Source organism: Micromonospora sp. LZ37, assembly GCF_059359015.1.
The window spans coordinates 245,360-264,804 of the sequence record NZ_JCADBL010000004.1; the positions used below are offsets into that span (position 1 = coordinate 245,360).

Genomic DNA, 19,445 nt, shown 5'->3' on the forward strand with positions numbered 1-19,445 from the left:
CGCTCGATATGGTGTTCCGATGCTGCTCTCCGACCGCGACCTGGTCTCCGAGATCAAGGCGGGCACGCTCGCGCTGGAGCCGTTCGAGCCCACGCTGGTGCAACCGTCCAGCATCGACGTACGCCTCGACAAGCTGTTCCGGGTCTTCAACAACCATCTCTACACCCACATCGACCCGGCCATGCAGCAGGACGACCTGACCTCGATGGTCGAGGTGCCCGAGGGCGAGCCGTTCGTGCTGCACCCGGGCGAGTTCGTGCTCGCCTCCACGCTGGAGGTCATCTCCCTCGGCGACCAGCTCGCCGGCCGACTGGAGGGCAAGTCCAGCCTGGGTCGGCTCGGCCTGCTCACCCACTCGACCGCCGGTTTCATCGACCCGGGCTTCTCCGGGCACGTGACGCTGGAGCTGTCCAACGTGGCGAACCTGCCGATCACGCTCTGGCCGGGCATGAAGATCGGCCAGCTCTGCATCTTCCGGCTCTCCTCGCCGGCCGAGCACCCGTACGGCTCCGCCGTCTACGGTTCCCGCTACCAGGGGCAGCGCGGCCCGACGCCGAGCCGCTCCTGGCAGCACTGGCGCACCTGGCCCACCCGCTGACGCGCGCACCGTCCGGGTGCGACCAGGGGCTGCCTGCTCACACCCGGCCGTAGCTGTTGACCGGGCCGTCGTCGACCCGCTTCATCCGGACCGGCATGCCCGCCCGGGAGGCGTGCACCACCCAGCCGTCGCCGACGTACATGCCGACGTGGTGCAGGTCCGGGTAGTAGAAGACGAGGTCGCCGGGGCGCAGCTCGGCCCGGCCCACCCGGTCCGTCACCCGGCGCTGCTGACGGGCGTTGTGCGGCAGCGACACACCGGCTTTCGCCCACGCGGCGAGCATCAGCCCGGAGCAGTCGTAGGCGCCCGGACCCTCGGCGCCCCAGACGTAGGGCTTGCCGATCTGGGCACAGGCGAACTTCACCGCCGTGCCAGCCGGGCCGCCCGGATAGCCGGCCGGGCAGGGTGCCGGGCGGAGCGCACCGCCGCCCCCGCTGCCGTACACCTTGAGCCGCAGCTTCTGCAGCCGGTCGATCTCCGCGTCGATCTGCTGCTTCTTCGCGGCGAGCTGCGCCTCGGTGCGGGTCAGCCGGCCGACCATCTCGTCCAGCGGGGCCTTCCGCGCGGCGAGCTCGTCACGCAGGTCGACGACGGCCCGGACGTCGCGCTGCTGGCGCTGGGCGAACCGGTCCAGCAGCTCGAGCTGCCCGACCAGGTCGCTCGGGGACCGGCTGCCGAGCAGGGCGTTGACCGCGGAGATGTGCTCACCCTTGTACGCCTCGACCGCCAGGCCGGTCACCTGGTCCATGGCCTGGTCGACCTGGCGTTGCAGCGGTGCGATCCGGCGGGCCAGCGCCGTCGCCTGGCGGCGCGTGGCGGCCAGGTCCTGGCGCGTGGCGTTGTGCTGCTCGATGACGGGTTCGAGCTTGTTCCAGTCCTCGTCGATCCGGCGCTCGATCTCGGCGACGGACGGGTCGGCGTGCGCCGCCGTGGCGCCACCGGTCAGAGCGACGGTGGCACCGATCAGGGCGACGAGTGCGGTGGTGCAGCGGGACCAGCTGGAACGCGGCGCTGCCGTCCGCCGGTCGGGCAGCGCCGACCGGTCCGACGGTGGCCGCGGGGCATGGTGTGCCACCGGGCTCCGGACTCCTTCTTCCGCGACCGCCTACCGGGTTAGCTGACGGGTTCGGGCGGGAAGGGAGCGCCCTACCGCAGTGCTGCGGATTCACCCCGGCGTACCTGGGTCCCCGGCTCGCCCGTGGGCGACTCGGCGGTGCCGGCCGTCGCCGTCCCGGTGGACGGACGTGGTGGCGGCCGACGATTGACCAGAGTAGAGACGGCCGTTATCGATCCGCAACCATGCGGACCGGGACACGCCGTGCCCCACCTGCGCGGAGCCCCCGGTCGCACGGCGACCGGGGGCTCCGGGACGAGGGTGTCGGGTCCGGTCAGCCGGGTCGGCGGAACCCGGCGACCGGCATGTAGTTGATGTTCTGGGTCTGCACCGGCTTGCCGGTCCGCGGCGCGTGCACCATCAGGTTGCCGCCCAGGTAGAGGCCGACGTGGTGCAGGTCGCTGAAGAAGAAGACCAGGTCGCCGGGGCGGGCCTCGGAGCGTGAGACGGCCCGGCCCTCGTTCCACTGGGCGCCGGTGTGGTGCGTCAGGTAGATGCCGGCCGCCTTGTAGGCGTACTGGGTGAGGCCGGAGCAGTCGAACGAGCTGGGACCGTCGGCGCCCCAGACGTACGGCTTGCCGACCTGCGCGCAGGCCGTCTGGATGGCCTTGCGTGCGGCACTGCTCACCACACCGTTGACGGTCGGGCAGCCGGCCACGCTGACGGTGGTCTTCGGCATGGACGCCTGGAGGCGCTTGATCTCCGCGTTGATCTGCGTCTTCTTCGCCGCCAGGTCCTTCTCCTTCTTGGCCTCGGCGGCGATGGTGGCGTCGAGCTTCTGCTTCTCGCTGTCGTACTTGCGGCGGACCGCGAGCACGCCCTCGACCTGCTTGCGCTCGCTCGCGGCGAGCCGGTCCAGGTAGGTGAGCTGCTCGGCGAGGTTGCCCGGCTTGGTGCTGACCAGCAGGGCGCCGAGGTCCCGGGAGGGGCCCGTGATGTAGTGGCGGGTGGCCAGGTCACTGACCCGGTTCATCGCCATCTCGGTCTCCAGCGCGAGCGGCTGGATCTTCTTCCCCAGCTCCGCCGACTTCTTGCGGTCGACCTTCAGCTGGGCGCGAACCTTGTTGTACTCCTCGATGGTCGGTTCGAGCTGCTCCCACTGCTTGTCGATGGCCGCCTCGATCTCCTCCGGGGAGGGCGCGGCATAGGCGGGCGCAGCGAGCATCCCGGCGCCGACGGCGACCGCGGCGACCACGGTGAGCAGGCGTTGGGCGACCCGGCGCAGACCGGCCGGACGAGCGGACGGCTGGCTCTGGGCGTGACGATGGGGGGGCATGGTTGCCACCAGCACCGACTCCTTTGCGACCGGCCGCCGGGCGCCTCGCTGAGGGGAAGACCGAGGCAGACGACCCACAGCGGCCGGTGCCCCACATTAGGGAAGCCGGGGGCGGTAATCAAGGTGGCCTGTCACCCCATCACACCCCGGCAACCGGTTGTACACAAAGGGTGTTCGGTCAGAGGCCGACGACAGCGGTCAATACGTCGTCCAACGTGACCACCCCGAGGGGCCGCCGGCCGTCACTGACCAGCACCATGTGCCGCCGCTCCCGCCGCATCGAGAGCAGCAGATCGGCCAGGGTCCGGTCCGGTGGCACCACCGCCAGGGGCCGGTAGACCTCGGCGGGCACCGGGGCCCGCCGGGCCGTCCCGGCGTACCCGATCACGTCCTTGACGTGCACGAAGCCGAGCACCCGGCGGGTGGAGCGTTGCACCACCGGGAAGCGGGACCGGCCGGTCCGGGTGGCCAGCACCTCCAGCGACGCGGGCGAGACGTCCTCGGCCACCGTGGTCACCGTCGACCACGGTTGCAGGGCGTCGGCGGCGGTACGCCGGTGCAGGGCCAGCGCGGCGGTGATCCGGGCGTGCTCCTCCGCGTCGAGCAGCCCCTCGGTGCGCGCCTGCGACACCAGCCCGGCCAGCTCCTCGGCGGTGAAGACGGTCTTCACCGCCTCGGTGGCCTCGATCCGCCACAGCCGCAGCACCCGCCGGGCGGCCCACTTCATCGTCAGCAGCAGCGGCTTCGTCGCCAGGCAGAAGGCCAGCATCGCCGGTCCCAGCCAGAGCGCGGACAGCTCCGGCCCGGCCAGGGTGATGTTCTTCGGCACCATCTCGCCGACGACGGTGTGCAGGAAGACCACCACGGCGAGCGCGATCAGGAACGAGATCGGGTGCACCGCGCCGTCGGGCAGCCCGACCGCGTGGAACGCCGGCTCGAACAGGTGGGCCAGCGCCGGCTCGGCGATCGCGCCCAGCCCCAGCGAGCAGACGGTGATGCCGAGCTGCGCCCCGGCGATCATCAGCGGGATCTGGTTCATCGCCGACAGCGCCCACCGGGCCCGCTTGGAGGTCGCGGCGAGCGGTTCGACCACCGTCCGCCGGGAGGCGATCAGCGCGAACTCGCTGCCCACGAAGAACGCGTTGCCGAGCAGCAGCACCACCGCGACGAGCAGGTCAGTCATCGTCGTCCGGCTCCGCGGGGCGGACCACCCGGACCTGCTCGATGCGGTGCCGCTCCACCTCGACCACGGTGAACTCGTAGCCGGCCTCCTCGACCGTCTCGCCGGGCAGCGGGATGTGGCCGAGGCGGGCCATCAGGAAGCCGGCGAGCGTCTCGTACGGGCCCTCGGGCAGCCGGAAGCCGGTCTGCTCGGCCAGCTCGTCCTCGCGCAGCACACCGTCGGCCAGGACGGTCCGCTCCCCGCCCGGCACGGTCAGCTCCGCCGCCCCGGAGTCGTCCACGCCGGCCGGGTCGAACTCGTCGGCGATCTCCCCGACCAGCTCCTCCACCAGGTCCTCCACGGTCACCACGCCGTCCGTGCCGCCGTACTCGTCGACCACGATGGCGAGGTCGGCGTTCGCGGCCTTGAGCGCGGCGAGGACGCCGTCGAGGTCCAGGCTCTCCGGGACGTACACCGGTTCCCGGGCGACCGCCGCGACGGTGGTCGACGCGCGGTGGGCGAGCGGCACGCCGAGCGCGTCGGGCACCCCGGCGACGCCGGTGACCAGGTCGAGCGTCTCCTCGAAGATCGGGAACCGGGTCCGTCCGGTTTCCCGGGACGCCGCGAGCAGTTCGGCGACGGTGGCGTTGGCGCGCAGCGCGACCACGTCCACCCGCGGGGTCATCGCCTCGGCGGCCCGCTTCTCGCCGAAGCGGATGGTCCGGCGCAGCAGCATCGCGGTGTCCGGCGGCAGCGCGCCGGCCCGCGCGGAGATGGCCGCCAGCAGCCCCAGCTCCTCCGGGGACCGGGCGCTGGCCAGCTCCTCCTGGGGTTCGACGCCGAGCTGGCGGACCAGCCGGTTGGCGGAGTCGTTCAGCCCGCGGATGAGCCAGCCGAAGGAGCGGGAGAAGGCGCGCATCGGCGCGGCGGTGGCGAGTGCGGTCGGCATCGGCCGGGCCAGCGCCAGGTTCTTCGGCACCAGCTCGCCGAAGAGCATGGAGATCAGGGTGGCCAGCGCCAGGGCGAGCAGCGGGCTGAACCGCTCCGCGCCGCCCACCGGCTGCAGCAGCGGGGCGAAGAGCCGGGCCAGTGCCGGTTCGGCGAGGTAGCCGGTGAGCAGCGCGGTGAGGGTGATGCCGAGCTGCGCCCCGGAGAGCTGGAAGGAGAGTTCGCGCAGCGCCCGCCGGACCGTGGTGGCGGCGCCGTCGCCGGCGGCCACCCGTCGGTCGATCTCCGCGCGGTCGACGGTGACCAGGGCGAATTCGGCCGCGACGAAGAACGCGTTGCCGGCGGTCAGCAGGACGAAGCCGACCAGTGGCAACAGCGTGGTGACGAGCAGGCCGTCGATGATCGCCTCACCTCGGGCGCGATTGTTCCACGGGCGCGCCCCGGGGCACGAGTCGCGCGCCGGGCAGGCCGTCCCCGGGACGTCGACGGCGGCGACACCCCGGGGGGGCCGCCGCCGTCGTCCGTTCCACGATCAGGGGGTACGACCTCAGCCGGCGACCGGCGCGGCCTTCTTGTCGTCCTGGGCGGTGTCGGGCTTGACCGAGCGGAGCAGCACGCTGGCCACGTCGATCACCTCGACCTGCTCGCCGGCGCCCTTGCCGTTGACCCCGTCGTTGAGCATCGTCGAGCAGAACGGGCAGCCGACGGCGACCGTCCTCGCCCCGGTGGACATGGCCTCCTCGACCCGGTCCACGTTGATCCGCTTGCCGATCTTCTCCTCCATCCACATCCGGGCGCCGCCGGCGCCGCAGCAGAAGGAGCGCTCGCTGTTGCGCGGCATCTCGGTGAGCTCGCCCTGGATGGCGTCGCCGAGCACCTCGCGGGGGGCGGCGAAGACCCGGTTGTGCCGGCCCAGGTAGCAGGGGTCGTGGTAGGTGACCCCGCCGTCCACCGGCTGCACCGGGGTCAGCTTGCCGGTGGAGACCAGGTGCGCCAGCAGCTGCGTGTGGTGCACGACCTCGAACTCACCGCCGAGCTGGCCGTACTCGTTGCCCAGGGTGTTGAAGCAGTGCGGGCAGGTGGCCACGATCTTGCGCTTGGCCTTCTCCCGGCCCTCGAACGCCTCGTTCAGCGTCTCGACGTTCTGCTGGGCGAGCATCTGGAAGACGAACTCGTTGCCGATCCGGCGGGCCGGGTCGCCGGAGCAGGTCTCGCCCTCGCCGAGGATGGCGAAGGAGACGCCGGCCTCGTTGAGCAGCGTGGCGACCGCCCGGGTGGTCTTCTTGGCCCGGTCCTCGAACGCGCCGGCGCAGCCGACCCAGAAGAGGTACTCGAAGTCGTCGACCTCGCCGACCCGGGGCACCTCGAAGTCGAGGCCCTTGGTCCAGTCCTCGCGGGTGTTCTGCGGGGCGCCCCACGGGTTGCCCTTGTTCTCCAGGTTGCGGAGCATGACGCCGGCCTCGGACGGGAAGCTCGACTCGATCAGCACCTGGTAGCGGCGCATGTCGACGATGTGGTCGACGTGCTCGATGTCGACCGGGCACTGCTCGACGCAGGCGCCGCAGGTGGTGCAGGACCAGAGCACGTCCGGGTCGATGACCCCGCCCTCCGCGGCGGTGCCGATCAGCGGCTTGTCCGCCTCGGCGAGCGCCAGCACGTCCATGTGGGCCAGCTGCGCGGCGGTGGCCTTCTCCTCGCCGGTGAGGTCCTTGCCGCCACCGGCCAGCAGGTACGGCGCCTTGGCGTACGCGTGGTCGCGCAGGCTCAGGATCATCAGCTTCGGCGACAGCGGCTTGCCGGTGTTCCAGGCCGGGCACTGCGACTGGCAGCGGCCGCACTCGGTGCAGGTGCTGAAGTCCAGCAGGCCCTTCCAGCTGAACTGCTCGACCTGGGCGACGCCGAACTGGTCCTTCTCCGGGTCGGCCTCCTCGAAGTCGAGCGGCTTGCCCTCGCTCATCATCGGCCGCAGCGCGCCGAGGCCGGAGCCGGCGGGCTTGGCCGGCTCGCGCTTGAAGAAGATGTTGGGGAACGCCAGGAAGCGGTGCCAGGCGACGCCCATGGTCACGTTGAGCGAGATGACGATCAGCCAGGTCATCGAGATGACGATCTTGATGAGCGCGGCGACGCTGGCGCCGTCCTCCCAGTCGGGGAGCACCGCGCCGATCGCGTGGCTGACCGGGGTGGCCCAGAACGGGTACTCGAAGTGGTCGGTGGCGACCTTGAAGCCCCGGATCACGAACCCGAAGATCAGGACCAGCAGCACGATCCACTCGACGAAGTAGCCCTGCCACATGGTCGAGCCGGTGAACCGGGAGCGACCGCCCGGCCGGGTCGGGCGGTTGCGCAGCCGGATCGCCATCAACACCAGGATGCCGACCAGGCCCAGCACGCCGATGACCTCGGTGGCCAGGCCGAAGACGATCCAGTGCCCGATGATCGGCAGTCCGCCGGTCGGGGTGACCACCTCGAAGTACGCCTCGAGCACCAGCAGCGACAGCACGACGAAGCCGACCATCACCAACCAGTGCGCGGCGCCCACCACGCTCCACTTCAGCATGCGGGTGTGACCGACGGTCTCCACCAACATCGTCTTGGCGCGGGTGCCCTTGTCGCCGAACCGCTCCGGCGCGGGTTGCCCGAGCCGGATGACGGCCGTCATCTTCATGACCGCGCGCGCCGCAAGCCACACCGCCACGGCGGTGATGGCGGCCGCGAGGATCGTGGTGACGATCTGGACGCTGCCCATCGAGTTGGCCTCCCGGTCTGCTGCCTGTCGAGCGGCTCGGCGACCTGGGCCGACTCAGGACGGGACCGGCGTAGCGCCGCTGCCGCACCCTCGACCGGACCGGTCGATGACCTCGCTCCGCTCGGTCATGCAGTGCAGCCTACGCGCAAGGTTACCCAGGAGTAACGTGAGTCTTCTCGCACCCGGCCGCGCCGCCCTGCGCACACCATAGGGTGCCCGGCGCCGGAGCGCCGGGCAGGGTTCCGCGAAGGTGACCTGGGTCGTGCGGTGGGCGGTGCCGGAGCGCCGGGCGCCTCAGCGCCAGCGGGAGAGCAGGATCAGCGAGGAGACCATCGCCCCGAAGCCGACCGCGAGGTTCCAGTAGCCCCACGTGGCGACCGGGTACTCCTGGGCGGAGAGGTAGTAGACCACCAGCCAGCCGATGCCACCCACGATCAGCGCGACCGCCGTGGCCGGCAGCCACACCGGGCTAGGCTTGCGCGTCGCCGCCGTCGCGGTCGGACGTACGTCCGCCGGCGGGGTGTACACCTTCTTCTTGCGGACCTGAGACTTGGGCACGACGCTCTCCAGAGGGGGTGACGACCTCGTCCGGCCTGACAACCGGGCGCGGGGGCGACGGTCCATGGCCAATAATGTTCGACAGCTAGCGTAGTCCCGACGGCCCGTTCAAGCCACGAATGGGGTCAGGCCGGTGCACGGAGTGACCGAAAGAGTGGGGCCACGCCGGGACGGGCGAACCGTTGCGGGTGGTGTCGGGCGGCAACCAGACGACGGGGGAAGGAACGCTCGGGGGAGTACACAACCGGCGCGGCGTCCTGGCAGAAGGCCATGCGACGCGCCGTCGCCGCACTGGTGCCAGGGCGTCCACGGCAGCGCCGGCCGGGTTGGTCGATCGGGGTGCCGATGATCGCCGCCGCGGCCGGGCTGCTCTTCACCACCACCGCGACCACCGCGGGCGGCACCGCCCTGCGGGAGGACCGGCGCCCCCAGCTGACCCAGCTCATCGAGGACCGCCGCGAGCAGGTGGCGGCGAGCGAGCTGCGGGCCGCCCGACTGCGCGCCGAGGTGGAGAGCGAGACCGCCGCGCTGGCCGGCACCGACGGGCCGATCAAGGAGCAGCAGGACCGGGCCCTGGCCAGCCGCGAGGCCGCCGGATTCGTCGCGCTGGCCGGCACCGGAGTGACCGTCGAGCTGAACGACGCACCCGCCGACGGGACGCTGCCCAAAGGTGCCACCAACGACGACCTGGTCGTCCACCAGGGTGACGTCCAAGCGGTGGTGAACGCGCTCTGGGCGGGTGGCGCCGAGGCCATGTCAATCATGAACGTCCGCGTGCTGTCCACCAGCGCGGTACGCTGCGTCGGTAACACCCTGCTGCTGCACGGCCGGGTGTACTCCCCCCCGTTCAAGATCGTAGCAATCGGTGATCCCGCGGCTCTCCAGCGGGCGCTCGCCGACTCTGAGGGAGTCGGGTTGTTCAAGCAGGCGGTCCACCACTACCGGCTCGGTTACTCCGAGACCGTCTCCGCGGTGACCGTGCCGGCGTTCGAGGACTCGACCGCGCTGCGCTCGGCGACGGTGCCGCGATGACCCGTGACGACGACGGCGAGGGCCGCCGTCGCGACCGGGGCGACGACGCGACCGCCTTCATCCCCAGGATCGGCCACTCCGCGCCGCCCACCCCCGACCGTCCCGGCCCGACCGGGCCCTGGCCCGACCCCGTCCTGCCGCCGCGCTCCCAAAGCTCGGGTCCACCGGCCGACGCGCCGGCCCCGCCCGGTCCCGCCGGCCGCCCGACGCCGCCGAACGGCGGTCCGGGTCGGCCGCCCGCCGCCGCCCGCGACACCGCCCCGAACGGCGGGTCGCCCGCACCCCACCGCGGGGTCGAGAACCCGGGTACGCAGGGTCGGCCCGCGCCGCCCGCGTGGCGCGGCGCGGCCCAGGGCCGGCCCACCGCGCCCGCCGCGCCGTCGACGCCCGCCGGACCGGCCGCCCAGCGACCCCCGGCGCCACCGGCCGCTCAGCGGCCCCCGGCCCCGGCAACCCCGGCGCCACCGGCCGCTCAGCGGCCCCCGGCCGGCCCGGCACCAGCGGCCGTCCACCGCGCACCGGGCTCCGGCACGCCGGCGACGCTGGACGCTCACCGGCCACCGGCCACCCCGGTGCCACCGGCCGTCCACCGATCCCCGGGCTCGACCACGCCGGCGGCGCCGGACGCGCAACGGTCGTCGGCAGCGGTACCGCCCGCCGCCCAGCGGGCGTCGACGCCGGCCACGCCGCCCGGGCACCTGCCCGCCGCCGCAGCCGGCCCCCAGCGACCGCCCGCCGGCGCGGAGCGCCCCGCCGGGCCCGGCCCGGGCGTCGCAGCCGATCCCCGCGCCGCCGAGTGGCGGTCCGGCCCGGGGACCCGGCCGGTGGCCGACGCGCCCACCGCGTTCATCCCCAAGGTCACCGACCGCACCGGGCCGCCGGCCGACGTCCGGCCGACCGCACCCGCCCCGACCGACGACCGGTCCGGCCCTGCCGGTCAGCCGCAGCCGTACCCGTCGAGCCGGCCCGGCGGTCCCGGCCCGGACAGCGGCCCACGAGGCGCCGGGCCGGATCCCTCGGCGACCGCCGTCATCCCGGCCGTCGGCCGACCGCAGGCCGCCCCACCGGCGCTCGACTCGACGGCGCTGATGGGCGCGGTGCCCCCCGCCCCGGAGCCCCGTGACGGCGCCGACGACACCCCGGCCGGCTCGCAGCCGCAGCCGCGGCGCGGTGAGCGGGTGGTCCAGCTGCGACCGGAGCAGACCGGCGAGGGCTACAAGAGCGTCTACTCCGAGCTGACCCGCCCGTCGTTCGGCTCCCGGCTGCGCACCGGCATCCGGCTGACCGGCGAGGTGCTGATCACCTTCGGCCTGGTGGTGCTCCTCTTCGCCGGCTACGAGATCTGGGGCAAGTCGGCGATCGTCGACGCCCACCAGAACGACCTGACCAAGCAGCTGGAGCAGGCCTGGGGCCCGACCGGCGACCCCACCGTCGCCCCGACCGGCCCGGCCCCCAAGCCGAAGCCGCCGGTGGAGGGCAAGCCGATCGCCGGGCTCTACATCCCCAAGCTGGACAAGAACTGGGTCGTGGTCGAGGGCGTCACCCAGAAGGACATCCGGTACGCCCCGGGCCACTACCCGAAGAGCGCGCTCCCCGGCCAGCTGGGCAACTTCTCCGTCGCCGGGCACCGCAACCGGGCCACCTTCTGGGCGCTGGACGAGCTCGACAACGGCGACGCGATCGTCGTGGAGGGCAAGACCGAGTGGTACGTCTACAAGGTCTACCAGTCCCGGATCGTCCGGCCCGACCAGGTCGAGGTGGTCGCGCCGGTGCCGTCGAAGCCCGGGCAGAAGCCGACCAAGGCGGTGCTCACGCTGACCACCTGTAACCCGAAATTCGACAACTACCAGCGCCTGATCGTCCACGCCGAACTGGAGCGCAAGCAGCCCAAGTCGGCGGGGCGGCCGCAGGAACTGGGAGCCTGAGGACCACGATGTACTCCTGGATCTGGCGGAAGCTGCCGTTCGGCCTGCCCGGCCGGCTGACCGGGTCGGTGCTGCTGGCCACCGCGGCCGTGGCGCTGCTGTGGTACGTGGTCTTCCCGTGGGCCGAGCCGCTGCTCCCCTTCGACGACGTGCAGGTCACCCAGGACTCCGGCACGCCGGGCGGCGACGCCCCCGGCGGCGAACCCGGGGACGCGCCGACCGGGGACGAGTACGACCTGCCGTACGACACCGACGAGAACAACACCCCACCCCCCTCTCCGGACGAGTGAGCCGATGCGTGTCCTGGTGATCGACAACTACGACTCGTTCGTCTTCAACCTCGTGCAGTACCTCGGCCAGCTCGGCGTCGACTGCGAGGTCCGGCGCAACGACGAGATCGACGTGGCGGAGGTGGGCCGGGTCGGCGCCGCGGGCGTCCTGCTCTCGCCGGGGCCGGGCAGCCCGGACCGGGCCGGCATCTGCCTCGACGTGATCCGGACGTACGGCGGTGAGCTGCCGATCTTCGGCGTCTGCCTCGGCCACCAGGCCATCGGTGAGGCGTTCGGCGCCACCGTCACCCGCGCCCCCGAGCTGCTGCACGGCAAGACCTCCGAGGTGCGCCACCGGTCCGTCGGGGTGCTGTCCGGCCTGCCCGACCCGTTCACCGCCACCCGCTACCACTCGCTGGCCGTGCTGCCCGAGACGCTCCCGGACGAGCTGGAGGTCACCGGCTGGACCGGGTCCGGGGTGGTGATGGCGATGCGCCACCGGACCCTGCCCATCGAGGGCGTCCAGTTCCATCCGGAATCGGTGCTGACCGAGGGCGGTCACCTGATGCTGGCGAACTGGCTGGCCGCCTGCGGTCACCCGGAGGCGCTGGAGCGCGCCCCGGAGCTGGCCGCCGAGGTGGACGCCCGCCGCCGCGCCGCGTTCGCCACCTCCTGACCGATCAGGTCGACCCGTCGCCCGGTCAGCTCTTCGACGCGTCCCGCACCTCGGTGCTCGTGGGTGAGCTGACGGCGGGCGGCCGGTGCCGGACGGCGTCCCAGGCCGCCTTGCCACTGGCGAAGTAGTCCCGGACCGCCTTCCCGGCGAGCAGGACGGCCCCGCAGCCGGAGCAGCGGGCGTTCACCCCGTCGACGTCGAGGCCGAGGTGGCGGCAGAGCGTCACCGCCCGGTTCAGGTGGTAGGACTGCGTCACGATCAGCGCCCGCTCCACGCCGTACACCTCGCGGGCCCGCAGGCAGGTGTCGTAGGTGTCCAGGCCGAACGGGTCGGCCACGACCCGACGTGGATCGACGCCGAGATGCTCGGTCAGGTACGCGGTCATCGAGGCCGGCTCGTCACCGGACGTACCGCCCCCGTCACCGGAGACCAGCACCACCCGGGCTCGCCCGCTGTGCACCAGCTCCGCAGCCGTCTCCAGGCGACCGGCGAGCCGCTCCCCGGGTTGCCGGCGGTCCGCCGCCACCGCGGTGCCCAGGACGATCACGACGTCGGCGGCGGGCGCCTCGGCCTCGTCGTACACGTGCCCCTGCGCGCCGATGGTCGTCCACAGCCACGGGACGCTGATCAGTAGCAGCGCGACCAGGCCCAGGGCGACCGTCCGAAACCGCCAGGGCCGCCAGCGGTACGCCCTGCTCCGAAGACGTGCGAGCGCTGTCACCGGCCGGCCCCCCGAGGATGGTGCTGGGATCTCGCGTGCCCTTCCCTGGGCCCACATCCGCGCTCAGCGTAGTGGTGCGGTGAGTCTGCCGGGGGCCCGGCGCGGGCCAGGGGAAGCATGGCACCGGCCGACGATCAGCTCGTAGCTCGTCGAAAGGCCCGGTCCGCAGCTGCGGGCCGGGCCTTTCGACGATGCGGAAGCGGGTTACTGGCCGGGCATCCGCGGCGGGGGCGGGAACAAACCGCCACCGGCACCGGCGGTCGGGCTCGGGGTGCCCGGTGTCGGGCTGGGCGGGGTCGGCTCCTGCGTGGGCTCGGGGACGGAGACCTCGATGGTGACCCGCTCGCCGCGAGCCAGTTTGGTGCCCGGGTCCGGCGACTGCTTGGTCACCTTTCCGGCCTCGTCGGCCGGCACCTCGTCGCCGGGGCGCACCCGTACCTGGTAGCCGGCCTTCCTCAACTCCTCGCGGGCCTGCTCCACGGTGAAGCCGATCACGCGGGGCACCTCGCGGATGTTGCCCCTGGACACCTCCACGACCACCTTCTGGCCCTCAGGGACCTTGGTGCCGGAGGGCGGCGTCACCTTGGTGACGGTCCCCTCCGGCTGGCCGCTGTCCACGGGCTTCTGGTCGACGTCCAGCTTCAGCTTGTCGAGCTGTTCCTTGACGTTCTCGTACTGGGATCCGACCAGCCCGCTGGGGATGGCGACCTCGGGCTTGCCGCCGCAGATGTTGACGATCACCCGCTGGTTCTGCGCGACCTGCGCGCCCGGCTTCGGGTTCTGGTCGGCGACGGTGTCCTTGGTGCAGGTGCTGTTGAAGGTGGGGTCACCGATCTCTGGCACCAGGCCGGCGTTTTGAATCTCGGCGAACGCGACGGCCTGGCTCTTGCCGGCCAGGGTCGGCACGGTGACCTTCTCCGGCGGCCGGTTCTGGAGCAACAGCCCCGCGACCAGGGCGATCACCGCCAGCACACCGACCGCGGCGAAGGCGGCGATCACCCACGCCGAGCTCTTGCGCCGCCCCGGGTCACCGACCCGCGCCGGGATCTGTCGGGTGGCCGCGCCCGCCACCTGCGTCGGGTAGCCGGCCGCACCGGCGCCGGGCGCCATCTGCGCCGTCTCGTCGTGCGGCATGACCGGGGTGGCCAGCACCGGGCGGCCGGCGGCGGCGCGGAGCAGGTCGGCCCGCATCTCACCGGCGCTCTGGTAGCGGTTCAGCGGGTTCTTCGACAGCGCCTTGAGCACGATCGCGTCGACCGCCGGGTTGACGTCCGGGTTGATGTCGCTGGGGGTCGGCGGGGCCTCCCGCACGTGCTGGTAGGCGACGCTGACCGGGCTGTCACCGATGAACGGCGGGTGCCCGCAGAGCAGCTCGAAGAGGACACACCCGGCGGCGTACACGTCGGAGCGCGCGTCGACCGCCTCGCCGCGGGCCTGCTCCGGCGAGAGGTACTGCGCCGTGCCGATCACCGCGCTGGTCTGGGTCATCGTGGTGACGCCGCTGGCCAGCGCCCGGGCGATGCCGAAGTCCATCACCTTGACCTGGCCGGTCTGGGTCAGCATCACGTTGCCGGGCTTGATGTCCCGGTGGATGATTCCGTGCCGGTGGCTGAACTCCAACGCGGCGGCCATGTCGGCGCAGATCTCCAACGCCCGGCGCGGCTGGAGCCGCCCCTCGACACCGAGGACCTCCTTGAGGGTCCGTCCGTTGACGAACTCCATGACGATGAACGGGAGCGTCTCGCCGGTCGGCCCGGTCTCCTCGCCGGTGTCGTAGACGGCGACGATCGCCGGGTGGTTGAGGGATGCGGCGTTCTGCGCCTCCCGGCGGAACCGCATCTGGAAGGTGGCGTCCCGGGCCAGGTCGGCGCGGAGCATCTTGATCGCGACGTCGCGACCGAGCCGGAGGTCACGACCGCGGTGCACCTCCGCCATGCCGCCGTAGCCGAGCAGCTCGCCGACCTGGTACCTGCCACCGAGCAGGCGGGCCTGCGCTGTCATCGCGTTCGTCGTCCTTCGCTCGTCGTCGTCTCGCCGCCGCCCGGTTGGGGCAACTCCACCCGACGGTACGGCGTGGAGGCCGGATCGTCGCGTCCGTGGGCGCTCAGCGCGCCGGGCGTGGCGCTGAGCATGACGGGCGCGCCGGGGTCACCGGCTCCCACGGCCTCCCGCGACTTGTAGGAAATCACGCCGGAGCAGACCAGAACCAGTACGGCCAGCAGAATGGCCAGCAGGACCCGCCCTGACCTGGAACGCCGCGCGGAAGCCGGAGCGGGTGCCGGGGCGTACCCGGTCGGGCGGTCGGACCGGATCGGCGCCGACGGCACGGCAGCGGCGCCGCGGGTCTGACCGGCCGGAGCGGCCGGCGGGGCCGCCTGTCGCGGCACCCCGGCGGACGCCTGCGGCTGCCGCGCCACCACCGGCGGGCGGGCCTGGCCGGTCACCGGCGAGCGGGCCTGCGGGTGCGCCGCCGAGACCGGGCGGTGCTGTTGCTGGTGCGGTGCGGCGGGGACCTGCGCCCGGGCCACCGGGGCGGCCGGCGAGGCCGGCGCCGCCGAGACCGGGCGGGCCTGCCCACCGCCGCGGGCCTGCTGGGAGAGCGCCGCCTTCGCCTGCCGGGCCACCGAGGCGAGCGCGGCGGCGCTCGGCCAGCGGTGCGCCGGGTCCTTCGCCAGCGCCCGCTCCACGATCGCCTTGACCTGCGGCGGGATGTCGCCGGGCAGCGGCCTGGGGGTCTCCCGGACGTGCTTCATGGCGATCTCGAGGGGGTTGTCTCCCTCGAAGGGCCGGCGGCCGGCGAGGCACTGGTACGCGACCACGCCCAGGGCGTACACGTCGGACGCGGGGGTGGCGACCGCGCCGGTGGCCTGCTCCGGCGAGATGTACGACGCGGTGCCGAGCACCGAGCCGGCGGCGGTGAGCTGGCCGACCAGGTCGGAGCGGGCGATGCCGAAGTCGGTGAGCACCAGCGTCCCGTTCGGCCGGACCAGCAGGTTGCCGGGCTTGACGTCCCGGTGCACGATGCCCTTCTCGTGGGCGGCGTGCAGCGCGTCGGCGGCCTGCGCCAGCAGCGCCATCGTCCGGGCCGGGGTGAGCCGGCCGACCCGGCTCAGCGTCGCCGAGAGCGCGTCGCCCTCGACGTACTCCATCACCAGGAAGGCGATGTGCTGGTCGCTGCCGAAGTCGTAGACGTCCACCACGCCGGGGTGGTTGATGGTGGCCATCGTCCGGGCCTCACCGCGGAACCGCTCGGCGAAGCCCGGCTCGTCCAGCAGCGCCGGCAGCAGGCTCTTCACCGCCACCGTACGGCCCAGCACCTGGTCGGTGCCGCGCCAGACGTCGCCCATGCCACCGCTGGCGATCCGCTCGTCGAGTCGGTAGCGGTTGCCGAGCTGGACGCCGGGGCTGAGCATGTCAGCGGCTCCCGGAATCGGCGATCGCCGCCTGCATGATCCGGCCGGCGATCCGGGCCGCCTCGGCGCTGCCGCCCTCGCCGGCCTCCTCCAGCTGCACGCAGACCGCGGAGATCGGGGTGCCGTTCTTGTCGATGGCGAAGCCGATGAACCAGCCGTGGTCGGGCCGCGTCGGCGCGGACTGGGCGGTGCCGGTCTTGCCGCCGACCGTGTAGCCGTCGATCCGGGCGGTGCGGCCGGTGCCGCCCTCCACGGCGCCGACCATCATGTCCCGCAGGTCGTTCGCGACCTGGCCGCTCACCGGTTCGCGCAGCTTCCGCGGCTTGGCGGCGTCGTAGACGGTGGTCCGGTCCGGCCCGAGCAGCTGCTTGACCAGGTGGGGCCGCATCTGGCTGCCGCCGTTGGCGACGGTGGCGGCGATCATCGCGCCCTGCAGCGGGGTCATCCGGACGTCGAACTGGCCGATCGAGGACTGGGCGACCCCGGCCGGGTTGTCCCCGCCGTCGGGGTTCTGCATGCTGCCGGTGCGGCTGGCCGCCACGCCCAGCCCGTCCTCGCCGACAGTGAGGTCTTCCTGCTCGAACCCGAACTGCCGGGCCTTCTCCTTGAGGGTGTCGGCGCCGAGCTTCACGCCGAGGCGGGCGAAGCCGGTGTTGCACGACTCCCGCACGGCCTCGCTCAGGCTGACCTGGTCCTCGGGGCAGATCGACGGGTGCGCGTTGCGGATCGGCTCACCGGAGGTGGGCGGGGTCCAGCTCGCGCCGGCCGGGATCGGGGTGTTCTTGCCGACCCCGTTCTCCAGCGCGGCCGCGGCCACGACGATCTTGAAGGTCGAGCCGGGCGGCAGGGTCTCCGACAGCGCCCGGTTCTTCAGCGGACCGGCCGGGTCCTGCTCCAGTTTGTTGTGCGCCGCGGTGGCCTCGTTGGTGTTGTGGCTGGCCAGCGGGTTCGGGTCGAAGCTGGGCATCGAGACGAGCGCCTGCACCGCCCCGGTACGCGGGTCGATGGCGATCGCCGCGCCCTTCGTCGCGCCCACGTTGTTGTCCCGCAGGCCGTTGTACGCGGCGTCCTGCGCGCGCTTGGAGATGGTGAGCAGGACGTTGCCGCCGCCGGTCTCGTCGCCGGTGAACAGGTCCTTGATCCGGTTGGCGATCAGGGCGTCGCTGGTGCCGGCGAGGAACTCGTCCTCGATCCGCTCGATGCCGGTCTCGCCGATGTTGACCGACTTGTAGCCGAGCACGTGCGCGTACTTCTCCCCGCCGGGGTAGGTGCGCAGGTACTTCAGCTTGTCGTTGGTCGCCTTGCTGGTGGCGAAGGCGGTGCCGCCGGCCTCGACGTTGCCGCGCCGGCGCTCGTACTCGGCCACCTGGACCCGGCCGTTGTAGTCGCTGTTGCGGTATTCGTCCGCCTTGTAACCCTGGACCCAGTTCAGGTTCGCGAAGAGCAGCCCGAACAGGACCATGACGACGACGCCGGCGCGACGCAGGGGCGCGTTCACGGGCGGATCACCTCCGTGGGGGCGCCGTGCAGTTGCTCCGGCGGGGTGCCCGAGGGCCGCGCGGCCGGGCCGCCACTCGCGGTCAACGGGCGGCGGGCACCGTCGGAGACCCGCAGCAGCAGCGCGATGAGCAGCCAGTTGGCCATCAGCGACGACCCACCGGCGGAGAGGAACGGGGTGGTCTGACCGGTCAGCGGAATCAGCTTGCTGATGCCGCCGACGATCACGAAGACCTGGAGCCCGAGGGTGAAGGCGAGACCGCCGGCCACCAGCTTGCCGAACGAGTCCCGCACCTCCAGCCCGGCCCGCAGCCCGCGCTCCACGATCAGCAGGTACGTCACCAGCAGCGCGGTGAGCCCGAACAGGCCGATCTCCTCACCGATGCCGGCGAAGATGAAGTCGTTCTGCACCTCGGGGATCTCCAGCGGCTCGCCGGCACCCGGGCCGGTGCCGAAGAGGCCGCCGCTGCCCAGGCCGAGCAGACCCTGCACCAGCTGGTAACCCCGGTCGTACGGCTCGGCGAACGGGTCCAGCCAGATCTCCGCCCGGGTGTAGAAGTTGGCGAAGGGTCCGCCGACGGTGCCGCCGAGGACGTACGCGAGGTACGCGCCGCCGAAGAAGAGCACCAGACCGATCAGCAGCCAGCTGACCCGTTCCGTGGCGATGTAGAGCGTCACCACGAACATGCCGAAGTAGAGCAGCGAGGTGCCGAGGTCCTTCTCGAAGACCAGGACCAGGAGGCTGATCAGCCACACCACGACCACCGGGCCGAGGTCCCGGCCCCGGGGGAAGTCGATGCCGAGGATCCGGCGGCTGGCCAGCGAGAGCACCTCGCGCTTGCGGACCAGGTAGTACGCGAAGAAGGCGAGCAGCGCGAGTTTGGCGAACTCACCCGGCTGGATCTGCCCCAGCCCGGGCACGATGATCCAGAGCTTGGCTCCGTTGATCTCGGAGAACCGGCTGGGCAGCACCGCCGGGATCATCACCAGCACGATGCCGGCCAGCCCCAGGGTGTACGCGTACCGGGAGACCGAGCGGTGGTCGCGCATTAGGGCGAGCAGCCCGGCGGCGAACACCACCGAGGCGAGCGTCCAGGCGAGCTGGCGACCGCCGGTGCCGGCGAAGACGGCCAGCGTCTCCCGCTCGGCCGGAGCCGCCTTGCCCAGGTCCAGCCGGCGCAGGAAGCCGACGCCGATCCCGTTGAGCAGGGCGACCGCCGGCAGCAGGGCCGGGTCGGCGAACGGCGCCAGCCACCGGATGACCAGGTGCATGCCGAGGAAGACCGCGCCCAGCGCCGCCGCGGGCAGCCAGAAGTCCGCCGTGACCCTGTCGAGCATGTTCGCCTCGACGATCGCCCCGTACGCGGCCACCAGCACCATCGCCAGCAGCAACAGGGAGAGTTCCGCGTTGCGCCGGGACCGGGCCAGGCGTACGCCGGGCTGCTCGCCCGTCTTGGCGGGCGAGGCTGCCGGTGTGGCCGCTGCGGTCACGGAAGGTCCCTGGGTGTCA

The 19,445-nt window shown here is 72.7% G+C and carries 16 protein-coding genes and 1 riboswitch; of the genes, 5 read left to right on the forward strand and 11 right to left on the reverse strand.

All coding sequences use genetic code 11. The annotated features are described in order from the left end of the window. Positions 1-19: 19 nt before the first annotated feature. Positions 20-598: a dCTP deaminase gene (dcd, locus tag AC5L3Z_RS11290; protein ID WP_350683119.1), complete on the forward strand. Its 579-nt coding sequence runs from the start codon at positions 20-22 to the stop codon at positions 596-598. Positions 599-635: 37 nt separating this feature from the next. Here the strand turns inward: dcd and AC5L3Z_RS11295 are convergent, their stop codons facing one another. The 6 genes from AC5L3Z_RS11295 to AC5L3Z_RS11320 all read right to left on the reverse strand — a co-directional run bounded on the left by AC5L3Z_RS11295 (position 636) and on the right by AC5L3Z_RS11320 (position 8,402). Continuing rightward, positions 636-1,673: a C40 family peptidase gene (locus AC5L3Z_RS11295; RefSeq protein WP_494841498.1), complete on the reverse strand. Its 1,038-nt coding sequence runs from the start codon at positions 1,671-1,673 to the stop codon at positions 636-638. A gap of 12 nt (positions 1,674-1,685) precedes the next feature. Continuing rightward, a riboswitch (cyclic di-AMP (ydaO/yuaA leader) is annotated at positions 1,686-1,821 on the reverse strand. Between the two features lie 165 nt (positions 1,822-1,986). Continuing rightward, a complete protein-coding gene (locus AC5L3Z_RS11300) occupies positions 1,987-3,003 on the reverse strand; it encodes a C40 family peptidase (protein WP_494841499.1) in 1,017 nt (338 codons plus the stop codon). A 163-nt stretch (positions 3,004-3,166) separates the two neighbouring features. Next, entirely contained in the window at positions 3,167-4,171 is a 1,005-nt protein-coding gene (locus AC5L3Z_RS11305) for a hemolysin family protein (RefSeq protein WP_494841500.1), read from the reverse strand. Continuing rightward, on the reverse strand, positions 4,164-5,471 hold the full coding sequence (locus AC5L3Z_RS11310) for a hemolysin family protein (RefSeq protein ID WP_494841501.1): 1,308 nt from the start codon (positions 5,469-5,471) through the stop codon (positions 4,164-4,166). The genes AC5L3Z_RS11305 and AC5L3Z_RS11310 overlap by 8 nt, the downstream gene beginning before the upstream one ends. Positions 5,472-5,645: 174 nt before the next feature. After that, positions 5,646-7,844 carry a (Fe-S)-binding protein gene (locus AC5L3Z_RS11315; RefSeq protein WP_494841502.1) on the reverse strand — a complete coding sequence of 733 codons (2,199 nt, stop codon included), beginning with the start codon at positions 7,842-7,844 and terminating at the stop codon, positions 5,646-5,648. 294 nt (positions 7,845-8,138) lie between these two features. After that, positions 8,139-8,402, reverse strand: a complete 264-nt coding sequence (locus tag AC5L3Z_RS11320; RefSeq protein ID WP_494841503.1) for a cell division protein CrgA — start codon at positions 8,400-8,402, stop codon at positions 8,139-8,141. A gap of 270 nt (positions 8,403-8,672) precedes the next feature. On the opposite strand from AC5L3Z_RS11320, the gene AC5L3Z_RS11325 reads away from it, so the two are divergent. The 4 genes from AC5L3Z_RS11325 to AC5L3Z_RS11340 all read left to right on the forward strand — a co-directional run bounded on the left by AC5L3Z_RS11325 (position 8,673) and on the right by AC5L3Z_RS11340 (position 12,304). Further along, positions 8,673-9,434, forward strand: a complete 762-nt coding sequence (locus AC5L3Z_RS11325; RefSeq protein WP_494841504.1) for a DUF881 domain-containing protein — start codon at positions 8,673-8,675, stop codon at positions 9,432-9,434. A gap of 824 nt (positions 9,435-10,258) precedes the next feature. Further along, entirely contained in the window at positions 10,259-11,359 is a 1,101-nt protein-coding gene (locus AC5L3Z_RS11330) for a class E sortase (RefSeq protein ID WP_494841505.1), read from the forward strand. Positions 11,360-11,367: 8 nt separating this feature from the next. Continuing rightward, the gene (locus AC5L3Z_RS11335) at positions 11,368-11,649 is read left to right on the forward strand and encodes a hypothetical protein (RefSeq protein WP_494841506.1); all 282 of its coding nucleotides are present in this window, start codon (positions 11,368-11,370) and stop codon (positions 11,647-11,649) included. 4 nt (positions 11,650-11,653) lie between these two features. Further along, positions 11,654-12,304 carry an aminodeoxychorismate/anthranilate synthase component II gene (locus AC5L3Z_RS11340; protein ID WP_494841507.1) on the forward strand — a complete coding sequence of 217 codons (651 nt, stop codon included), beginning with the start codon at positions 11,654-11,656 and terminating at the stop codon, positions 12,302-12,304. Positions 12,305-12,329: 25 nt separating this feature from the next. Here the strand turns inward: AC5L3Z_RS11340 and AC5L3Z_RS11345 are convergent, their stop codons facing one another. The 5 genes from AC5L3Z_RS11345 to AC5L3Z_RS11365 all read right to left on the reverse strand — a co-directional run bounded on the left by AC5L3Z_RS11345 (position 12,330) and on the right by AC5L3Z_RS11365 (position 19,426). Beyond that, the gene (locus AC5L3Z_RS11345; RefSeq protein WP_494841508.1) at positions 12,330-13,025 is read right to left on the reverse strand and encodes a SanA/YdcF family protein; all 696 of its coding nucleotides are present in this window, start codon (positions 13,023-13,025) and stop codon (positions 12,330-12,332) included. A gap of 204 nt (positions 13,026-13,229) precedes the next feature. Beyond that, positions 13,230-15,026 carry a Stk1 family PASTA domain-containing Ser/Thr kinase gene (gene pknB / locus AC5L3Z_RS11350; RefSeq protein ID WP_494841509.1) on the reverse strand — a complete coding sequence of 599 codons (1,797 nt, stop codon included), beginning with the start codon at positions 15,024-15,026 and terminating at the stop codon, positions 13,230-13,232. Next, a complete protein-coding gene (locus AC5L3Z_RS11355; protein WP_494841510.1) occupies positions 15,023-16,438 on the reverse strand; it encodes a serine/threonine-protein kinase in 1,416 nt (471 codons plus the stop codon). Before AC5L3Z_RS11355 ends, pknB begins: the two co-directional genes overlap by 4 nt. A 1-nt stretch (position 16,439) precedes the next feature. After that, positions 16,440-17,936, reverse strand: a complete 1,497-nt coding sequence (locus AC5L3Z_RS11360) for a peptidoglycan D,D-transpeptidase FtsI family protein (protein WP_494841511.1) — start codon at positions 17,934-17,936, stop codon at positions 16,440-16,442. Further along, the gene (locus AC5L3Z_RS11365) at positions 17,933-19,426 is read right to left on the reverse strand and encodes an FtsW/RodA/SpoVE family cell cycle protein (RefSeq protein ID WP_494841512.1); all 1,494 of its coding nucleotides are present in this window, start codon (positions 19,424-19,426) and stop codon (positions 17,933-17,935) included. The genes AC5L3Z_RS11360 and AC5L3Z_RS11365 overlap by 4 nt, the downstream gene beginning before the upstream one ends. Positions 19,427-19,445: the final 19 nt, after the last annotated feature.